This window comes from Anaerobranca gottschalkii DSM 13577 (genome assembly GCF_900111575.1).
Lineage (GTDB): Bacteria > Bacillota > Proteinivoracia > Proteinivoracales > Proteinivoracaceae > Anaerobranca > Anaerobranca gottschalkii.
The window spans coordinates 22,918-35,734 of sequence record NZ_FOIF01000017.1 but is presented as its reverse complement, the minus strand read 5'-3'; the positions used below and the strand labels follow the sequence as shown (position 1 = coordinate 35,734).

General features: G+C 38.4%; 25 protein-coding genes. All 25 read left to right on the top strand.

All coding sequences use genetic code 11. The features are described from left to right. A partial coding sequence (locus tag BMX60_RS06010) for an EF-Tu C-terminal domain-related protein (RefSeq protein WP_242945718.1) occupies positions 1-641 on the top strand: 641 nt, incomplete at its 5' end. A gap of 229 nt (positions 642-870) precedes the next feature. Next, positions 871-1,179 carry a 30S ribosomal protein S10 gene (rpsJ, locus tag BMX60_RS06005; protein WP_072906789.1) on the top strand — a complete coding sequence of 103 codons (309 nt, stop codon included), beginning with the start codon at positions 871-873 and terminating at the stop codon, positions 1,177-1,179. 65 nt (positions 1,180-1,244) lie between these two features. Then, positions 1,245-1,871: a 50S ribosomal protein L3 gene (gene rplC / locus BMX60_RS06000; RefSeq protein WP_091350325.1), complete on the top strand. Its 627-nt coding sequence runs from the start codon at positions 1,245-1,247 to the stop codon at positions 1,869-1,871. 28 nt (positions 1,872-1,899) lie between these two features. Next, entirely contained in the window at positions 1,900-2,523 is a 624-nt protein-coding gene (rplD, locus tag BMX60_RS05995; RefSeq protein ID WP_091350322.1) for a 50S ribosomal protein L4, read from the top strand. After that, a complete protein-coding gene (gene rplW, locus BMX60_RS05990; RefSeq protein WP_091350320.1) occupies positions 2,523-2,807 on the top strand; it encodes a 50S ribosomal protein L23 in 285 nt (94 codons plus the stop codon). Before rplD ends, rplW begins: the two co-directional genes overlap by 1 nt. Before the next feature lie 26 nt (positions 2,808-2,833). Further along, a complete protein-coding gene (gene rplB / locus BMX60_RS05985) occupies positions 2,834-3,664 on the top strand; it encodes a 50S ribosomal protein L2 (RefSeq protein WP_091350317.1) in 831 nt (276 codons plus the stop codon). A gap of 35 nt (positions 3,665-3,699) precedes the next feature. Then, positions 3,700-3,984, top strand: a complete 285-nt coding sequence (gene rpsS / locus BMX60_RS05980) for a 30S ribosomal protein S19 (RefSeq protein WP_091350315.1) — start codon at positions 3,700-3,702, stop codon at positions 3,982-3,984. A 24-nt stretch (positions 3,985-4,008) separates the two neighbouring features. Beyond that, positions 4,009-4,350, top strand: coding sequence for a 50S ribosomal protein L22 (gene rplV / locus BMX60_RS05975; RefSeq protein WP_091350313.1), 342 nt, complete (start codon positions 4,009-4,011; stop codon positions 4,348-4,350). Positions 4,351-4,353: 3 nt separating this feature from the next. Continuing rightward, on the top strand, positions 4,354-5,037 hold the full coding sequence (gene rpsC, locus BMX60_RS05970; protein ID WP_091350311.1) for a 30S ribosomal protein S3: 684 nt from the start codon (positions 4,354-4,356) through the stop codon (positions 5,035-5,037). Between the two features lie 2 nt (positions 5,038-5,039). Continuing rightward, the gene (gene rplP / locus BMX60_RS05965) at positions 5,040-5,474 is read left to right on the top strand and encodes a 50S ribosomal protein L16 (protein ID WP_091350308.1); all 435 of its coding nucleotides are present in this window, start codon (positions 5,040-5,042) and stop codon (positions 5,472-5,474) included. After that, a complete protein-coding gene (rpmC, locus tag BMX60_RS05960; protein WP_091350305.1) occupies positions 5,464-5,667 on the top strand; it encodes a 50S ribosomal protein L29 in 204 nt (67 codons plus the stop codon). The genes rplP and rpmC overlap by 11 nt, the downstream gene beginning before the upstream one ends. A 34-nt stretch (positions 5,668-5,701) precedes the next feature. Then, positions 5,702-5,959: a 30S ribosomal protein S17 gene (gene rpsQ, locus BMX60_RS05955; RefSeq protein ID WP_091350303.1), complete on the top strand. Its 258-nt coding sequence runs from the start codon at positions 5,702-5,704 to the stop codon at positions 5,957-5,959. Positions 5,960-5,995: 36 nt separating this feature from the next. Beyond that, on the top strand, positions 5,996-6,364 hold the full coding sequence (gene rplN, locus BMX60_RS05950) for a 50S ribosomal protein L14 (RefSeq protein WP_072906767.1): 369 nt from the start codon (positions 5,996-5,998) through the stop codon (positions 6,362-6,364). A gap of 18 nt (positions 6,365-6,382) precedes the next feature. Further along, entirely contained in the window at positions 6,383-6,709 is a 327-nt protein-coding gene (gene rplX, locus BMX60_RS05945; RefSeq protein WP_091350300.1) for a 50S ribosomal protein L24, read from the top strand. A gap of 26 nt (positions 6,710-6,735) precedes the next feature. After that, positions 6,736-7,275: a 50S ribosomal protein L5 gene (gene rplE / locus BMX60_RS05940; protein WP_091350297.1), complete on the top strand. Its 540-nt coding sequence runs from the start codon at positions 6,736-6,738 to the stop codon at positions 7,273-7,275. A gap of 21 nt (positions 7,276-7,296) precedes the next feature. Beyond that, positions 7,297-7,482: a type Z 30S ribosomal protein S14 gene (locus tag BMX60_RS05935; protein ID WP_091350294.1), complete on the top strand. Its 186-nt coding sequence runs from the start codon at positions 7,297-7,299 to the stop codon at positions 7,480-7,482. A 29-nt stretch (positions 7,483-7,511) separates the two neighbouring features. Continuing rightward, positions 7,512-7,910, top strand: a complete 399-nt coding sequence (rpsH, locus tag BMX60_RS05930) for a 30S ribosomal protein S8 (RefSeq protein WP_091350291.1) — start codon at positions 7,512-7,514, stop codon at positions 7,908-7,910. A gap of 41 nt (positions 7,911-7,951) precedes the next feature. Further along, positions 7,952-8,494, top strand: a complete 543-nt coding sequence (gene rplF / locus BMX60_RS05925) for a 50S ribosomal protein L6 (protein WP_091350288.1) — start codon at positions 7,952-7,954, stop codon at positions 8,492-8,494. A gap of 51 nt (positions 8,495-8,545) precedes the next feature. Then, positions 8,546-8,905, top strand: coding sequence for a 50S ribosomal protein L18 (gene rplR, locus BMX60_RS05920; RefSeq protein ID WP_091350285.1), 360 nt, complete (start codon positions 8,546-8,548; stop codon positions 8,903-8,905). Positions 8,906-8,922: 17 nt separating this feature from the next. Then, positions 8,923-9,423 carry a 30S ribosomal protein S5 gene (gene rpsE, locus BMX60_RS05915; protein WP_091350281.1) on the top strand — a complete coding sequence of 167 codons (501 nt, stop codon included), beginning with the start codon at positions 8,923-8,925 and terminating at the stop codon, positions 9,421-9,423. Between the two features lie 13 nt (positions 9,424-9,436). Next, positions 9,437-9,622: a 50S ribosomal protein L30 gene (rpmD, locus tag BMX60_RS05910; protein ID WP_091350278.1), complete on the top strand. Its 186-nt coding sequence runs from the start codon at positions 9,437-9,439 to the stop codon at positions 9,620-9,622. Positions 9,623-9,662: 40 nt separating this feature from the next. Continuing rightward, positions 9,663-10,103 carry a 50S ribosomal protein L15 gene (rplO, locus tag BMX60_RS05905; protein ID WP_072906749.1) on the top strand — a complete coding sequence of 147 codons (441 nt, stop codon included), beginning with the start codon at positions 9,663-9,665 and terminating at the stop codon, positions 10,101-10,103. Position 10,104: 1 nt separating this feature from the next. Continuing rightward, positions 10,105-11,388, top strand: coding sequence for a preprotein translocase subunit SecY (gene secY, locus BMX60_RS05900; protein ID WP_091350274.1), 1,284 nt, complete (start codon positions 10,105-10,107; stop codon positions 11,386-11,388). A gap of 19 nt (positions 11,389-11,407) precedes the next feature. Next, on the top strand, positions 11,408-12,070 hold the full coding sequence (locus BMX60_RS05895) for an adenylate kinase (RefSeq protein WP_091350271.1): 663 nt from the start codon (positions 11,408-11,410) through the stop codon (positions 12,068-12,070). Beyond that, positions 12,057-12,809: a type I methionyl aminopeptidase gene (gene map / locus BMX60_RS05890; RefSeq protein WP_091350269.1), complete on the top strand. Its 753-nt coding sequence runs from the start codon at positions 12,057-12,059 to the stop codon at positions 12,807-12,809. The genes BMX60_RS05895 and map overlap by 14 nt, the downstream gene beginning before the upstream one ends. Positions 12,810-12,817: the final 8 nt, after the last annotated feature.

The window sequence follows — 12,817 nt, the reverse complement described above, 5'->3', positions numbered from 1 at the left end:
GTGAATGGTGTGGTAAATTATGGGAACTAATGGATGCAGTAGATGAGTACATTCCAACTCCTGAGCGTGACACTGATAAACCATTCCTAATGCCAATCGAGGACGTATTCACTATTACCGGCCGTGGTACAGTTGTTACTGGCCGTGTAGAGCGTGGAGTAATCAAAGTTGGAGATGAAGTACAAATCGTAGGATTTAATGATGAGCCAAAGAAAACAGTATGTACAGGAGTAGAGATGTTCAGAAAGATGTTAGATCAAGCTCAAGCTGGTGACAACATCGGTGCCCTACTAAGGGGTGTTGATCGCAGTGAAGTAGAGCGTGGTCAAGTATTATGTAAGCCTGGCTCAATTAAACCACACAAAAAATTTACTGCTGAGGTTTACGTATTAACTAAAGAAGAAGGTGGTCGTCACAGTCCATTCTTCAATGGTTATCGTCCACAATTCTATTTCCGTACAACTGACGTAACTGGTGTAATCACATTGCCAGAAGGAACTGAAATGGTAATGCCAGGAGATAACATTAAAATCACCGTTGAGTTAATTACTCCAATTGCTATTGAGCAAGGGCTAAGGTTCGCTATCCGTGAAGGTGGTAGAACTGTAGGTGCTGGAGTTGTTGTAGACATCCTTGAATAGTATAGTATTTTGCAGGTTGTAGTTTTCTACAACCTGCAAAATATCATATAATTTCTTTTGTAAAAGGTACTAAATATAAGTTTTTTTAAATGTCAAGACTTGTATTTAGATATTTTAAATAGTATAATAGAAATGTTGTGGCAAGCGATGAAGCGGAAGGTTACCTATGTTTAGGATAGTTTCCGTTGAGTATGTCCGTTTTAAAAATGGGCGAAAAGGAGGTTAAAAAATGGCAACTCAAAAAATTCGTATCCGTCTAAAGGCATTTGATCACAAAATTTTGGATCAATCTGCTGAGAAAATTGTAGAGACTGCGAAGAGTACTGGTGCAAAAGTATCAGGTCCAATTCCGTTGCCTACAGAAAAGAGTGTTTACACAATCTTAAGAGCTGTTCATAAATATAAAGATTCAAGGGAACAGTTTGAAATGAGAACTCATAAGAGATTAGTAGACATTCTTGAGCCAACACCTAAAACAGTAGATGCACTGATGAAACTAGATCTACCTGCTGGTGTTGATATCGAAATCAAGCTATAAAAGGCCTATTTAGAAGAGGTCTTTTAAACTGTTTATAACAAGTTTCACTAGGGAGGTGGCAACCAATGGAAAAAGCAATTTTAGGTAAAAAGATAGGTATGACTCAAATATTTACCAAAGAAGGTGAAGTTGTACCAGTTACCGTTATAGAAGCAGGTCCTTGTGTAGTGGTACAAAAAAAGACAGTAGAAACTGATGGTTATGAAGCAATACAACTAGGGTTTGGTGATATTTCAGAAAGAAAACTAAACAAACCTCAACAAGGGCATTTTAAAAAGGCCAATGTTGCACCGAAAAAATATTTAGTTGAGTTCAGATTAGAAGATATTTCTTCTTACGAGGTTGGTCAAGAAATTAAAGCAGATGTTTTTGCTGAAGGAGAATTTGTTGATGTAACTGGAACTTCAAAAGGTAAAGGTTTTGCCGGTGCAATTAAAAGACATAACCAAGGTCGTGGACCTATGTCCCATGGTTCCCGTTATCATAGAGGTCCTGGTTCTTTAGGCTCAATTCAACCAGCTAGGGTATTTAAAGGACAAACTTTGCCTGGAAGAATGGGTGGAGAAAGAGTAACGGTACAAAACCTACAAGTTGTTAAAGTTGATCCAGAAAGAAACCTAATTTTAGTTAAAGGTGCAATTCCAGGAACTAAAGGTTCTTTGGTTTCTATTAAAGATTCAGTGAAGGCCTAAGTAAGTCTTAATGAAAGGAGGATGTAACATGCCTAAAGTGTCAGTATACAATATTTTAGGTGAGGTAGTTTCAGAAATGGAACTAAACCCTAAATTATTTGACTCAGAAATAAATGAAGCAGTCATGCATCAAGTAGTATTAGCTCACTTAGCAGCTAAAAGACAAGGTACTGCCTCTACTAAAAGTCGTGGCGAAGTAAGAGGTGGTGGACGCAAGCCTTGGCGTCAAAAAGGTACTGGTAGAGCAAGACACGGTAGTACAAGATCCCCTATCTGGGTAGGTGGTGGTATTGCCTTTGGTCCTAAACCAAGGACTTATGGTTTTACAGTACCTAAAAAAGTTCGCAGGTTGGCTATGTATTCTGCATTATCTAGCAAAGTTAAAGGTAATAACCTTATTGTTGTAGATCAAATCAATTTTGAAACACCTAAAACTAAAGAAGTAGTAAAAATGCTTAACAATTTAAAGGTTGAAGGAAAAGCTTTAATTGTTACAGCAACACCCGACAGTGTTGTTTACAAATCAGCTAGAAACATACCAGGAGTTCAAACTGCAGTTGCTGATAGCATCAATGTATATGACTTATTAAAACATAAAACTGTAGTTATGACTCAAGAAGCTGTAAAAAAAGTGGAGGAGGTGTTTGCGTAATGCGCGATCCTCGCGATATCATCAAAAGACCACTGATTACAGAAAAGTCTAATGAGCTTATGGCAGAAGGTAAATACACCTTTGTTGTTGATAAAAATGCTAACAAAATTGAGATTAAACATGCTGTGGAAAAGCTTTTCAATGTAGATGTGGAAAAAGTTTACACAATGAACATGAAAGGTAAGTTTAAAAGAATGGGCAAATACAGTGGCTATAGGCCAGATTGGAAAAAGGCTATAGTTAAATTGACTAAAGAGTCTAAGCCTATTGAAATTTTTGAATAAGACTTCTTGTAAAGGAGGGAATTATTGTGGCTATCAAAAAGTTTAAACCAACTTCCCCAGGGAGAAGGTTTATGACTGTTTCTGCTTTTGAAGAAATTACTACTTCAACCCCTGAAAAGTCATTGCTGGTACCCCTCAAGAAAAAAGCGGGAAGAAATGCACAAGGTAGACTAACTGTTCGCCATCAAGGTGGTGGACATAAAAGACAATACCGTATCATTGACTTCAAAAGAAATAAAATAGATATACCTGCAAAGGTAGCTACTATTGAATATGATCCAAATCGTACTGCAAATATAGCTTTATTACACTATGCTGACGGTGAAAAGAGATATATTATTGCTCCACTAGGCTTAAAAGTAGGGGATACTGTTATCTCTGGACCTAATGCAGATATTAAAGTAGGTAATGCCCTACCATTGAGAAATATTCCAGTAGGTACTATTATCCATAACATTGAGCTTAAAATCGGTAAAGGTGGGCAATTAGTTCGTTCTGCCGGAGGTCAAGCACAACTTATGGCAAAAGAAGGCAACTACGGTTATGTAAGATTACCTTCCGGTGAAGAAAGATTGATCCACTTAGACTGTTATGCAACTATTGGTCGTGTTGGAAATACTGATCATGAAAACATTTCTATCGGTAAAGCTGGCCGTGCCCGTTGGATGGGTAAAAGACCTGTAGTTCGTGGTGTGGTAATGAACCCTGTTGACCATCCACATGGTGGTGGTGAAGGTAAAGCGCCTATCGGTAGAAAGAGCCCTGTAACTCCATGGGGTAAACCAACCTTGGGTTACAAAACACGTAAGAAAAACAAAGCTTCTGATAAATATATTGTGAAAAGAAGGAAAAAATAACCTTTGGCGAAATAGGGTGATAAGGAGGTAAAAAGATGGGAAGGTCTCTAAAGAAAGGCCCTTTTTGCGACGACCACTTGATGAAAAAGATCGTTGAAATGAATAAGGCTGGCGATAAAAAAGTAATTAAGACTTGGTCAAGGCGTTCTACTATCTTTCCTGAGTTTGTAGGTCATACCATTGCCGTTTATGATGGCAGAAAGCATGTACCTGTGTACATCACAGAAGATATGGTTGGTCACAAGCTAGGTGAATTTGCACCAACACGTACCTATAAAGGTCACGCAGATGCAGAACGTTCTACTAAAGTCAAAAAATAAAATCGCTAGAGAGGAGGAAAGAAAATGGAAGCAAAATCTGTTGCTCGTTACGTCAGAATTGCTCCTAGAAAGGTCCGCATAGTACTGGACTTGATCAGAGGTAAAAGTGTTTCTGACGCATTAGCGATTTTGAAATTTACTCCAAAGGCAGCATCCCCTATTTTAGAAAAAGTTCTAAAATCTGCTGTTGCCAATGCTGAGCATAATTATGATATGGATGTAAACAAATTATATATTAGTAAAGCTTTTGCTGACCAAGGTCCTACCTTAAAAAGATTTAGGCCAAGGGCTCAAGGGCGTGCCACAAGAATAAACAAAAAAACAAGCCACATTACTATTGTTGTAGCGGAGAAAAAGGAGGGATAGTGAGTGGGTCAAAAGGTAAATCCTATTGGTCTACGTGTAGGGATAATTCGCGATTGGGATGCCAAATGGTATGCTGATAAAAGAACTTATGTTGATACCTTACATGAAGACTTAAAGATAAGAAAATATATTAGAAAAAACTTAGCTAACTCTGGTGTATCAAGAATCGAAATTGAAAGAGCCGCTAACAGAGTTAGAGTGACAATCCACACTGCAAAGCCAGGCATGGTAATTGGTAAAGGTGGGGCAGGTGTTGAGAATCTAAGAAAACAATTAGAAAACCTCGTTAATACAGATAAAAATAACAAAAAACAAGTACATTTAAATATTATAGAAATTAAAAATCCTGATTTAGATGCTCAACTTGTTGCAGAAAACATCGCTGCACAGCTTGAAAGAAGGATTGCTTTCAGAAGAGCAATGAAACAAGCAATTAGCCGTACTTTAAAAGCCGGTGCTAAGGGTATAAAAACAAGTGTAAGTGGACGTCTAGGTGGAGCTGATATGGCTCGTACTGAGTGGTATACTGAAGGGAATGTTCCTTTACAAACCTTAAGAGCTGACATTGACTATGGGTTCGCTGAAGCTGATACCACTTATGGCAAAATCGGTGTTAAGGTTTGGATCTATAAAGGGGAAGTTCTTCCTGAAGCGAAAGCTAAAAAGGCTGAGGAAGGAGGAAAATAGACATGTTAATGCCTAAAAGAGTTAAATACCGCAGACCACATCGTGGAGGTATTAAAGGTAAATCTAAAGGTGGAAACCAAATAGATTACGGTGAATACGGCTTACAAGCCCTTGAACCATCTTGGATCACCAATAGACAAATTGAAGCTGCCCGTATTGCAATGACCCGTTACATTAAAAGGGGCGGTAAAGTTTGGATTAAAATTTTCCCTCACAAGGCTATAACTCAAAAACCTGCAGAGGTAAGGATGGGTTCTGGTAAAGGTTCACCAGAAAAGTGGGTTGCAGTTGTTAAACCTGGTAGAATAATGTTTGAATTGGCAGGTGTTAGTGAAGAAGTAGCAAGGGAAGCTATGAGATTAGCTATGCACAAGCTGCCTATTAAATGTAAGTTCGTAAAAAGGGAAGAATTAGGTGGTGAAAACCATGAAAGCTAAGGAAATTAGAGAGTTAACCCCAAAAGAGTTGAATGAGAAGCTTGATAGCTTAAAAACTGAATTATTTAACTTAAGATTCCAGCTAGCTACTGGTCAGTTGGAAAACCCAATGCGTATCCGTCAAGTGAGAAAAGATATTGCTCGGATTAAAACAATAATTCGGGAAAGAGAATTAAAGATTAATGTGCAGTAACGTTAATCTACTAGAGTGAAAGGAGGCTCATTTTATGGCAGAGCGTAATTTCCGTAAAGTTCGTATCGGAAAAGTAGTTAGCGACAAAATGGATAAAACCATCGTTGTTGCTGAAGAAACTAAAGTCCGCCATCCTCTTTATGGAAAAATGATTAAAAGAACCACTAAGTTTAAAGCCCATGATGAGAACAACCAAGCTGGAATTGGCGATATAGTAAAAGTAATGGAGACACGTCCATTAAGTAAAGATAAAAGATATCGTTTAGTGGAAATTGTAGAAAAAGCTAAATAGTAAACTTAAACTCATAGTTTGAAAGGAGGGCAAACCATGATTCAACAACAGACAATGTTGAATGTTGCCGACAACTCCGGAGCCCGTAAGCTTATGTGTATCAGGGTACTAGGAGGATCCAAACGTCGTTTCGCTAACATCGGTGATATAATAGTGTGTTCTGTTAAAGAAGCAACACCCGGAGGTGTTGTAAAAAAAGGTGATGTAGTTAAGGCAGTAGTAGTTCGTTCTAAATACGGTATCCGTCGTAATGATGGCTCATATATCAAATTTGATGAAAATGCTGCCGTAATAATAAACGATGCAAAGAACCCTAGAGGTACAAGGATTTTCGGACCTGTTGCCCGTGAGTTAAGGGATAAGGATTTTATGAAAATCGTTTCATTAGCTCCAGAAGTAATCTAATGCAAGGAGGTGGATGATATGACTCCTAAAGTACATGTCAAATCCGGAGATAAAGTAGTAGTACTTTCTGGTAAAGATAAAGGTAAAGAAGGTAAAGTATTAACCGTTTTCCCAAAGGAAAGTAGAGTTGTTGTGGAAGGCGTAAATATAGTAAAAAGACATACAAAACCAAACCGCCAAAATCAGCAAGGTGGTATTATTGAGAAAGAAGCTCCAATTAACAGCTCAAAAGTTATGTTAGTATGTCCTCGTTGTAACAAACCAACCCGTATTGCAAAGAAATTTTTACAAGACGGTCAAAAAGTACGTCAATGTAAAAAATGCAATGAGGTTATCGATAAGTAATTAACCTAGAAGGGAGGTTGCCAAAGGTGGCTAGACTAAAAGAAGTTTATCAAAAAGAAATAGTTCCAGCATTGATGGACAAATTTGGATATAAAAGTGTTATGCAAGTGCCCCGTATTGAAAAAATAGTTATTAACATGGGCGTAGGTGAAGCAAAAGATAATCCTAAAGCCCTTGAAGGGGCAGTAAATGACTTAGCTGCAATAACTGGTCAAAAACCTGTAGTAACTAAAGCTAAAAAAGCTATCGCAGGTTTTAAAATCCGTGAAGGTATGCCCATTGGTGCAAAGGTAACCCTACGGGGCGAAAGAATGTATGAGTTTTTAGACAGATTATTAAATGTAGCTCTTCCAAGGGTGAGGGACTTTAGAGGTGTTTCTCCAACAGCATTTGATGGTAGAGGTAACTACACCCTAGGGGTTAAAGAACAGTTAATTTTCCCTGAAATTGACTACGATAAAGTAGATAAAGTTCGTGGTATGGATATTGTATTTGTAACTACTGCTAAAACAGATGAAGAAGCTCGTGAAATGTTAAGAGCTTTTGGAATGCCTTTTAGATCCTAATGCAAAGGAGGATGGAGATAAGTGGCAAAAAAATCAATGATCGCCAAGCAAAAGCGTACCCCTAAGTTTAAGGTTAGAAAATATAACCGTTGTAAACTGTGCGGTCGTCCTCATGCGTACCTAAGAGATTTTGGTATGTGTCGTATATGTTTCCGAGAATTAGCTTATAAAGGTGAAATTCCCGGAGTTAAAAAAGCCAGCTGGTAAGATAGAGTCTTAGGAAGGAGGTAATTAATATGACTATGACTGATCCTATTGCAGATATGCTTACTAGGATAAGAAATGCTAACATGGCATTACACCCTGTAGTGGAGATTCCTGGATCTAAAATTAAAAGAAATCTTGCTGAAATTTTAAAAGCAGAAGGTTTTATTAAAGATTACGAGTGGATCGAAGACAATAAACAGGGGATTATAAGAATACACTTAAAGTATGGTGCAAATCGTCAAAGAGTTATAACTGGTTTAAAAAGAATTAGTAAGCCAGGGTTAAGGGTGTATGCTGGTAAAGATGAATTGCCTAAAGTACTAGGTGGTTTAGGAATTGCAGTAATTTCTACCTCCCAAGGACTTGTAACTGATAAAGTTGCTAGAAAATTAGGTGTTGGTGGAGAAGTAATCTGCTACGTATGGTAATAGCATCCTTTGTTTTATCGAGATGAACAGGAGGTGTGAACATGTCTCGTATTGGTAAAAAACCTGTTGTAATCCCACAAGGGGTTGAAGTTAAAATAGATGGAAATAATGTTGTAACCGTTAAAGGTCCTAAAGGACAATTGACTAAAAGTTTTTCACCTGAACTGAATATCGTAGTTGAAGAAGGTAATGTGGTTGTTACTACCCCTTCAGATGATAAAAAACATCGTTCACTACATGGTTTAACTAGAACATTGATTGCTAACATGGTTGAAGGGGTAACACAAGGCTTCTTTAAAAACCTTGAACTTGTTGGTGTAGGTTACAGAGCTCAATTACAAGGCAACAAATTGGTACTAAGCATGGGTTATTCCCATCCAGTGGAAATTGTAGCCCCTGAAGGAATTACCTTTGAAGTACCAGCTCAAAATAAAATTACCGTAAGGGGTATTGATAAGCAATTAGTTGGTCAAATTGCTGCAGAAATTCGTTCTGTAAGGGAGCCTGAGCCATACTTAGGTAAAGGTATTCGTTATGAGGGTGAAAATGTCCGTCGTAAAGAAGGTAAAACTGGTAAGAAATAATTTTTAGTTGCCTGATATAACGTTATATAAACGTGAAAGGAGTGAATTTGGGTGATAACTAAAGTAAGCAAAAATGCTGCAAGGCTAAAACGTCACAGGAGAGCACGGAAAAACTTACATGGTACTCCTGAGCGCCCAAGGTTAAATGTCTTCCGTAGTTTGAAAAACATCTACGCCCAAGTTATAGATGACACTACCGGTCACACCCTTGTTTCTGCCTCAACATTAGATACTGAATTTAGAGGTAGAGGCGGAAATATTGAAGCTGCTAAAGCAGTAGGAACTCTAATTGCTCAAAGGGCTTTAGAGAAGGGTATCAAAGCCGTTGTTTTTGATAGAGGTGGATATATATATCACGGTCGTGTAAAAGCTCTAGCAGAAGCAGCTAGGGAAGCAGGACTAGAATTCTAAGAAAAGGAGGGGAACGAATGAAACGTATTGACCCTAGTACATTGGATCTCTCTGAAAAAGTTGTTAATATAAACCGTGTTGCTAAGGTTGTTAAAGGTGGTCGTCGTTTTAGCTTCAGTGCCCAGGTTGTTGTTGGTGACGGTAAAGGTCACGTAGGAGCAGGGATTGGAAAGGCTAGTGAAGTACCTGAAGCCATCCGAAAAGGTATTGAAGATGCTAAAAAGAACCTTATTAAAGTTCCTATAGTAGGTACAACAATTCCCCATGAGGTAATTGGTAAATTCGGAGCTGGTACTGTTTTATTAAAGCCTGCTTCTGAAGGTACAGGAGTAATTGCTGGAGGACCAGTACGTGCGGTACTAGAACTAGCTGGAATAGGTGATATCTTAACTAAATCTTTAGGGTCTTCAAACTCCCTAAATATGGTAAATGCAACAATCGCGGGACTAAAGCAACTTAAGACTGCTGAAGAAGTAGCGAAGCTTCGCGGTAAAACTGTAGATGAAATATTAGGATAGGGAGGGTTTAGAAATGACTAAATCACTAAAGATTAAATTGGTGAGAAGTTTAATCGGCCGCTCTAAAGATCAAAGGCTCGTAGCCCAAGCCCTAGGCCTTAAGAAACTTCAACAAGAGGTTGTACAACCAGACAACCCACAAATTAGAGGTATGGTAGAAAAGATTTCTCATCTTTTAAAAGTAGAAGAAGTTAACTAACTAAGTCACCATTGCCAAAAAGAGGGAGGTGCAAAAGTAGATGAACTTACATGAATTAAAACCTGCAAAAGGATCTCGCACTGTAGCTAAAAGAAAAGGCCAAGGTATTGGCTCTGGAAATGGTAAAACTGCAGGTAGAGGACAGAAAGGACAAAAATCTAGAAGTGGTGGAGGAGTTCGCCCAGGCTTTGAAGGTGGACAAATGCCATTACAACAAAGGGTACCCAAAAGAGGTTTTACTAACGTATTTAAAACCCAATGGGCAATAGTGAACGTATCAGACCTTAATACTTTCGCAGCAGACACCGTAGTTACCCCTGAGTTACTAATTGAAAAAGGTATTATCAAAAAAATTGCCGACGGGGTAAAAGTTCTTGGAAACGGCGAGCTTGAGGTAAAACTTACTGTAAAGGCACATAAGTTTAGCAAGTCTGCTGTTGAGAAGATTGAGGCTCTTGGCGGCACTGTTGAGGTGATATAGTATGCAATATGTGGAGACACTGAGGAACGCTTGGAAAATAAAAGATTTAAGGAAAAAAATAATCTTTACATTAGCAATGTTAGTTGTTTTTAGACTTGGATCTTTTGTTCCAGTACCTGGCATTGATGCAAAGGGAATTGCCGATATGATAGGAAGTAGAGGGGGCCTATTCGGATTATTCGATGTTTTCTCTGGTGGTGCTCTTTCTAACTTCTCAATATTTGCTATGGGTATAATGCCTTACATCAATGCATCAATTATTACTCAGTTACTAACTGTAGTAATTCCCACTTTTGAAGAGTGGTCAAAAGAAGGGGAAGAAGGAAGGAAAAAACTAAACCAAGTAATTAGATACTTGACAGTAGGTTTGGGAACTATCCAAGGTATTTTTATTAGTTTAAACTTTAGGAGTATGATTCCAGGTTATAGACTAATGACAACAATGGAGAGATTCGGTTCCATAGCCCTTATTGTCATTTCCTTAACAGCAGGAACTGCCTTTTTAATGTGGTTAGGGGAACAAATTACAGAAAAGGGTATTGGTAATGGAATTTCCTTAATTATCTTTGCAGGTATTGTTTCAAGGTTTCCAATCATGATCCTCCAATTTGCTGAATATGTTAGGGTTGGAGAAGCTAATATTCTAGATGCTTTGATTCTACTAGCGGTAATATTGGTAGTACTTGTAGGAATTATCTTTATCCAAGAAGGTGAAAGGAGAATTCCGGTACAGTATGCCAAAAGGGTTGTTGGACGTAAAATGTACGGAGGTCAATCAACCCATATCCCACTAAAAGTTAATCAAGCAGGAGTAATACCTGTAATTTTCGCCACATCATTGCTACTATTCCCTGCAACCATTGGCCAGTTCTGGAGTAATCCAATACTTTTAGCAATAGCTAATTTCTTTGATGTCTCCAGAGTATCAGGTCAAATTTTACAGGCTCTGTTAATTGTGTTCTTTGCTTACTTTTATACAGCAATCACTGTTAACCCAGCAGAGCTATCAGAAAACATGAAGAAAAATGGTGGTTTTATTCCTGGTATTAGACCTGGAAAACCAACTTCTGCATATATTGAAAAAATCTTAACAAGAATAACTTTAGTAGGTGCGTTATTTTTAGCTTTAATAGTTGTAATACCTTTTGCAATTAGTAGCTTCATTAACTACCCATTGGGTATTGGAGGAACATCATTGCTAATTGTTGTAGGTGTTGCTTTAGAAACTATGAAGCAAATTGAAGCACAACTACTCATGAGGCACTATAAAGGCTTCATGGGCTAATCCCGGGGAGGCAAGGATAATGAGATTAATACTATTAGGACCGCCGGGGGCTGGGAAAGGTACTCAGGCAGTGTCCATAGCAGAAACCTATAGTATACCCCATATTTCTACTGGTGATATATTTCGTCAAGCCCTTAAAGATCAAACACCCCTAGGGATGAAAGCAAAAGAGTATATGGATAAAGGGCAATTAGTTCCCGATGATATCGTTATTGGTATCGTGCAAGAAAGACTGGAAGGAAAAGACTGTGAAAAGGGCTTCCTTTTAGATGGTTTTCCGAGAACTACAGAACAAGCCAAAGCTTTGGATACTATCTTAGAAGGAAAAGGCACTCCTGTTAATTATTGTATTAACATTGAAGTTCCTTTTGACCAGTTAATATTACGACTCACTGGTAGAAGGGTATGTAAAAATTGCGGTGCCACCTACCACATCCTGTTTAATAAATCTAATGAAGAAGGAATTTGTGATAAATGTGGTGGTGAGCTCTACCAACGTGCTGATGATAGTGAGAATACTGCTAGAGAGCGTTTGGAAGTTTATCAAAGGCAGACTGCCCCTCTCATCGAGTATTATCAAACAAAAGGCAAGTTGGTCACCATAAACGGTCTTCAGTCTATAGACCAAGTATTTAATGACATTAAAGATGCCTTGCGAGGTAGCTGTAATGATAATCATTAAATCACCAAGGGAAATTGAATACCTGCGGGAAGCCGGGAGGATAACCGCAGGTGCCCATAAAGAAGTAGCAAAATATATTAAACCAGGTATATCCACTAAAGAGTTAGACTATATAGTGGAAGAATACCTCCGTGCCCAAGGGGCTGAGCCGGCCTTTAAAGGTTATCATGGGTTCCCCGCTAGTATCTGTGCATCGATAAATGAAGAAGTTGTTCATGGAATACCTGGGGTTAAAACCTTAAAAGATGGAGATATTATTAGTATTGATATAGGTGCTAAGGTTAATGGTTATTATGGCGATGCTGCAGTAACCTACCCTGTAGGCAAAATTTCAGATGAAGTACAAAGGTTGTTAGATGTAACCAGTCAAGCTCTCTACGAAGGGATTTCCAAAGCAGTACCTGGTAACAGGTTATCAGATATATCTGCTGCTATCGGTACTTTTGTAGAAGAGAGAGGATTCTCAGTGGTTAGGGAATATACTGGACACGGTATAGGCCAAAGTATGCATGAAGATCCTCAAATCCCGAACTTTGGAATACCTGGTAAAGGTCCGAGACTAAAGGCAGGAATGGTTTTTGCCATTGAACCTATGGTTAATATGGGAACTCATCGGGTAAAGACATTGAGAGACGGTTGGACAGTAGTTACTTTAGATAACAAACCATCGGCCCACTTTGAACATACAATTGTAATCACAGAAGATGGACCGGAAATTTTAACAGCTATTGATGAATAGCTCTGCTG

What these genes read in the sequence shown, in the direction of transcription:
- rplV (WP_091350313.1), top strand. Translation starts at nt 4,009, where the DNA reads ATGGAAGCAAAATCTGTTGCTCGTTACGTCAGAATTGCTCCTAGAAAG.
- rplO (WP_072906749.1), top strand. Translation starts at nt 9,663, where the DNA reads ATGAACTTACATGAATTAAAACCTGCAAAAGGATCTCGCACTGTAGCT.
- rpsE (WP_091350281.1), top strand. Translation starts at nt 8,923, where the DNA reads ATGAAACGTATTGACCCTAGTACATTGGATCTCTCTGAAAAAGTTGTT.
- rpsQ (WP_091350303.1), top strand. Translation starts at nt 5,702, where the DNA reads ATGGCAGAGCGTAATTTCCGTAAAGTTCGTATCGGAAAAGTAGTTAGC.
- rpsS (WP_091350315.1), top strand. Translation starts at nt 3,700, where the DNA reads ATGGGAAGGTCTCTAAAGAAAGGCCCTTTTTGCGACGACCACTTGATG.
- rplP (WP_091350308.1), top strand. Translation starts at nt 5,040, where the DNA reads ATGTTAATGCCTAAAAGAGTTAAATACCGCAGACCACATCGTGGAGGT.
- rpmC (WP_091350305.1), top strand. Translation starts at nt 5,464, where the DNA reads ATGAAAGCTAAGGAAATTAGAGAGTTAACCCCAAAAGAGTTGAATGAG.
- rplN (WP_072906767.1), top strand. Translation starts at nt 5,996, where the DNA reads ATGATTCAACAACAGACAATGTTGAATGTTGCCGACAACTCCGGAGCC.
- map (WP_091350269.1), top strand. Translation starts at nt 12,057, where the DNA reads ATGATAATCATTAAATCACCAAGGGAAATTGAATACCTGCGGGAAGCC.
- rplX (WP_091350300.1), top strand. Translation starts at nt 6,383, where the DNA reads ATGACTCCTAAAGTACATGTCAAATCCGGAGATAAAGTAGTAGTACTT.
- rplW (WP_091350320.1), top strand. Translation starts at nt 2,523, where the DNA reads ATGCGCGATCCTCGCGATATCATCAAAAGACCACTGATTACAGAAAAG.
- secY (WP_091350274.1), top strand. Translation starts at nt 10,105, where the DNA reads ATGCAATATGTGGAGACACTGAGGAACGCTTGGAAAATAAAAGATTTA.
- rplD (WP_091350322.1), top strand. Translation starts at nt 1,900, where the DNA reads ATGCCTAAAGTGTCAGTATACAATATTTTAGGTGAGGTAGTTTCAGAA.
- rpmD (WP_091350278.1), top strand. Translation starts at nt 9,437, where the DNA reads ATGACTAAATCACTAAAGATTAAATTGGTGAGAAGTTTAATCGGCCGC.
- rpsH (WP_091350291.1), top strand. Translation starts at nt 7,512, where the DNA reads ATGACTATGACTGATCCTATTGCAGATATGCTTACTAGGATAAGAAAT.
- BMX60_RS05895 (WP_091350271.1), top strand. Translation starts at nt 11,408, where the DNA reads ATGAGATTAATACTATTAGGACCGCCGGGGGCTGGGAAAGGTACTCAG.
- rplF (WP_091350288.1), top strand. Translation starts at nt 7,952, where the DNA reads ATGTCTCGTATTGGTAAAAAACCTGTTGTAATCCCACAAGGGGTTGAA.
- rplC (WP_091350325.1), top strand. Translation starts at nt 1,245, where the DNA reads ATGGAAAAAGCAATTTTAGGTAAAAAGATAGGTATGACTCAAATATTT.
- rpsJ (WP_072906789.1), top strand. Translation starts at nt 871, where the DNA reads ATGGCAACTCAAAAAATTCGTATCCGTCTAAAGGCATTTGATCACAAA.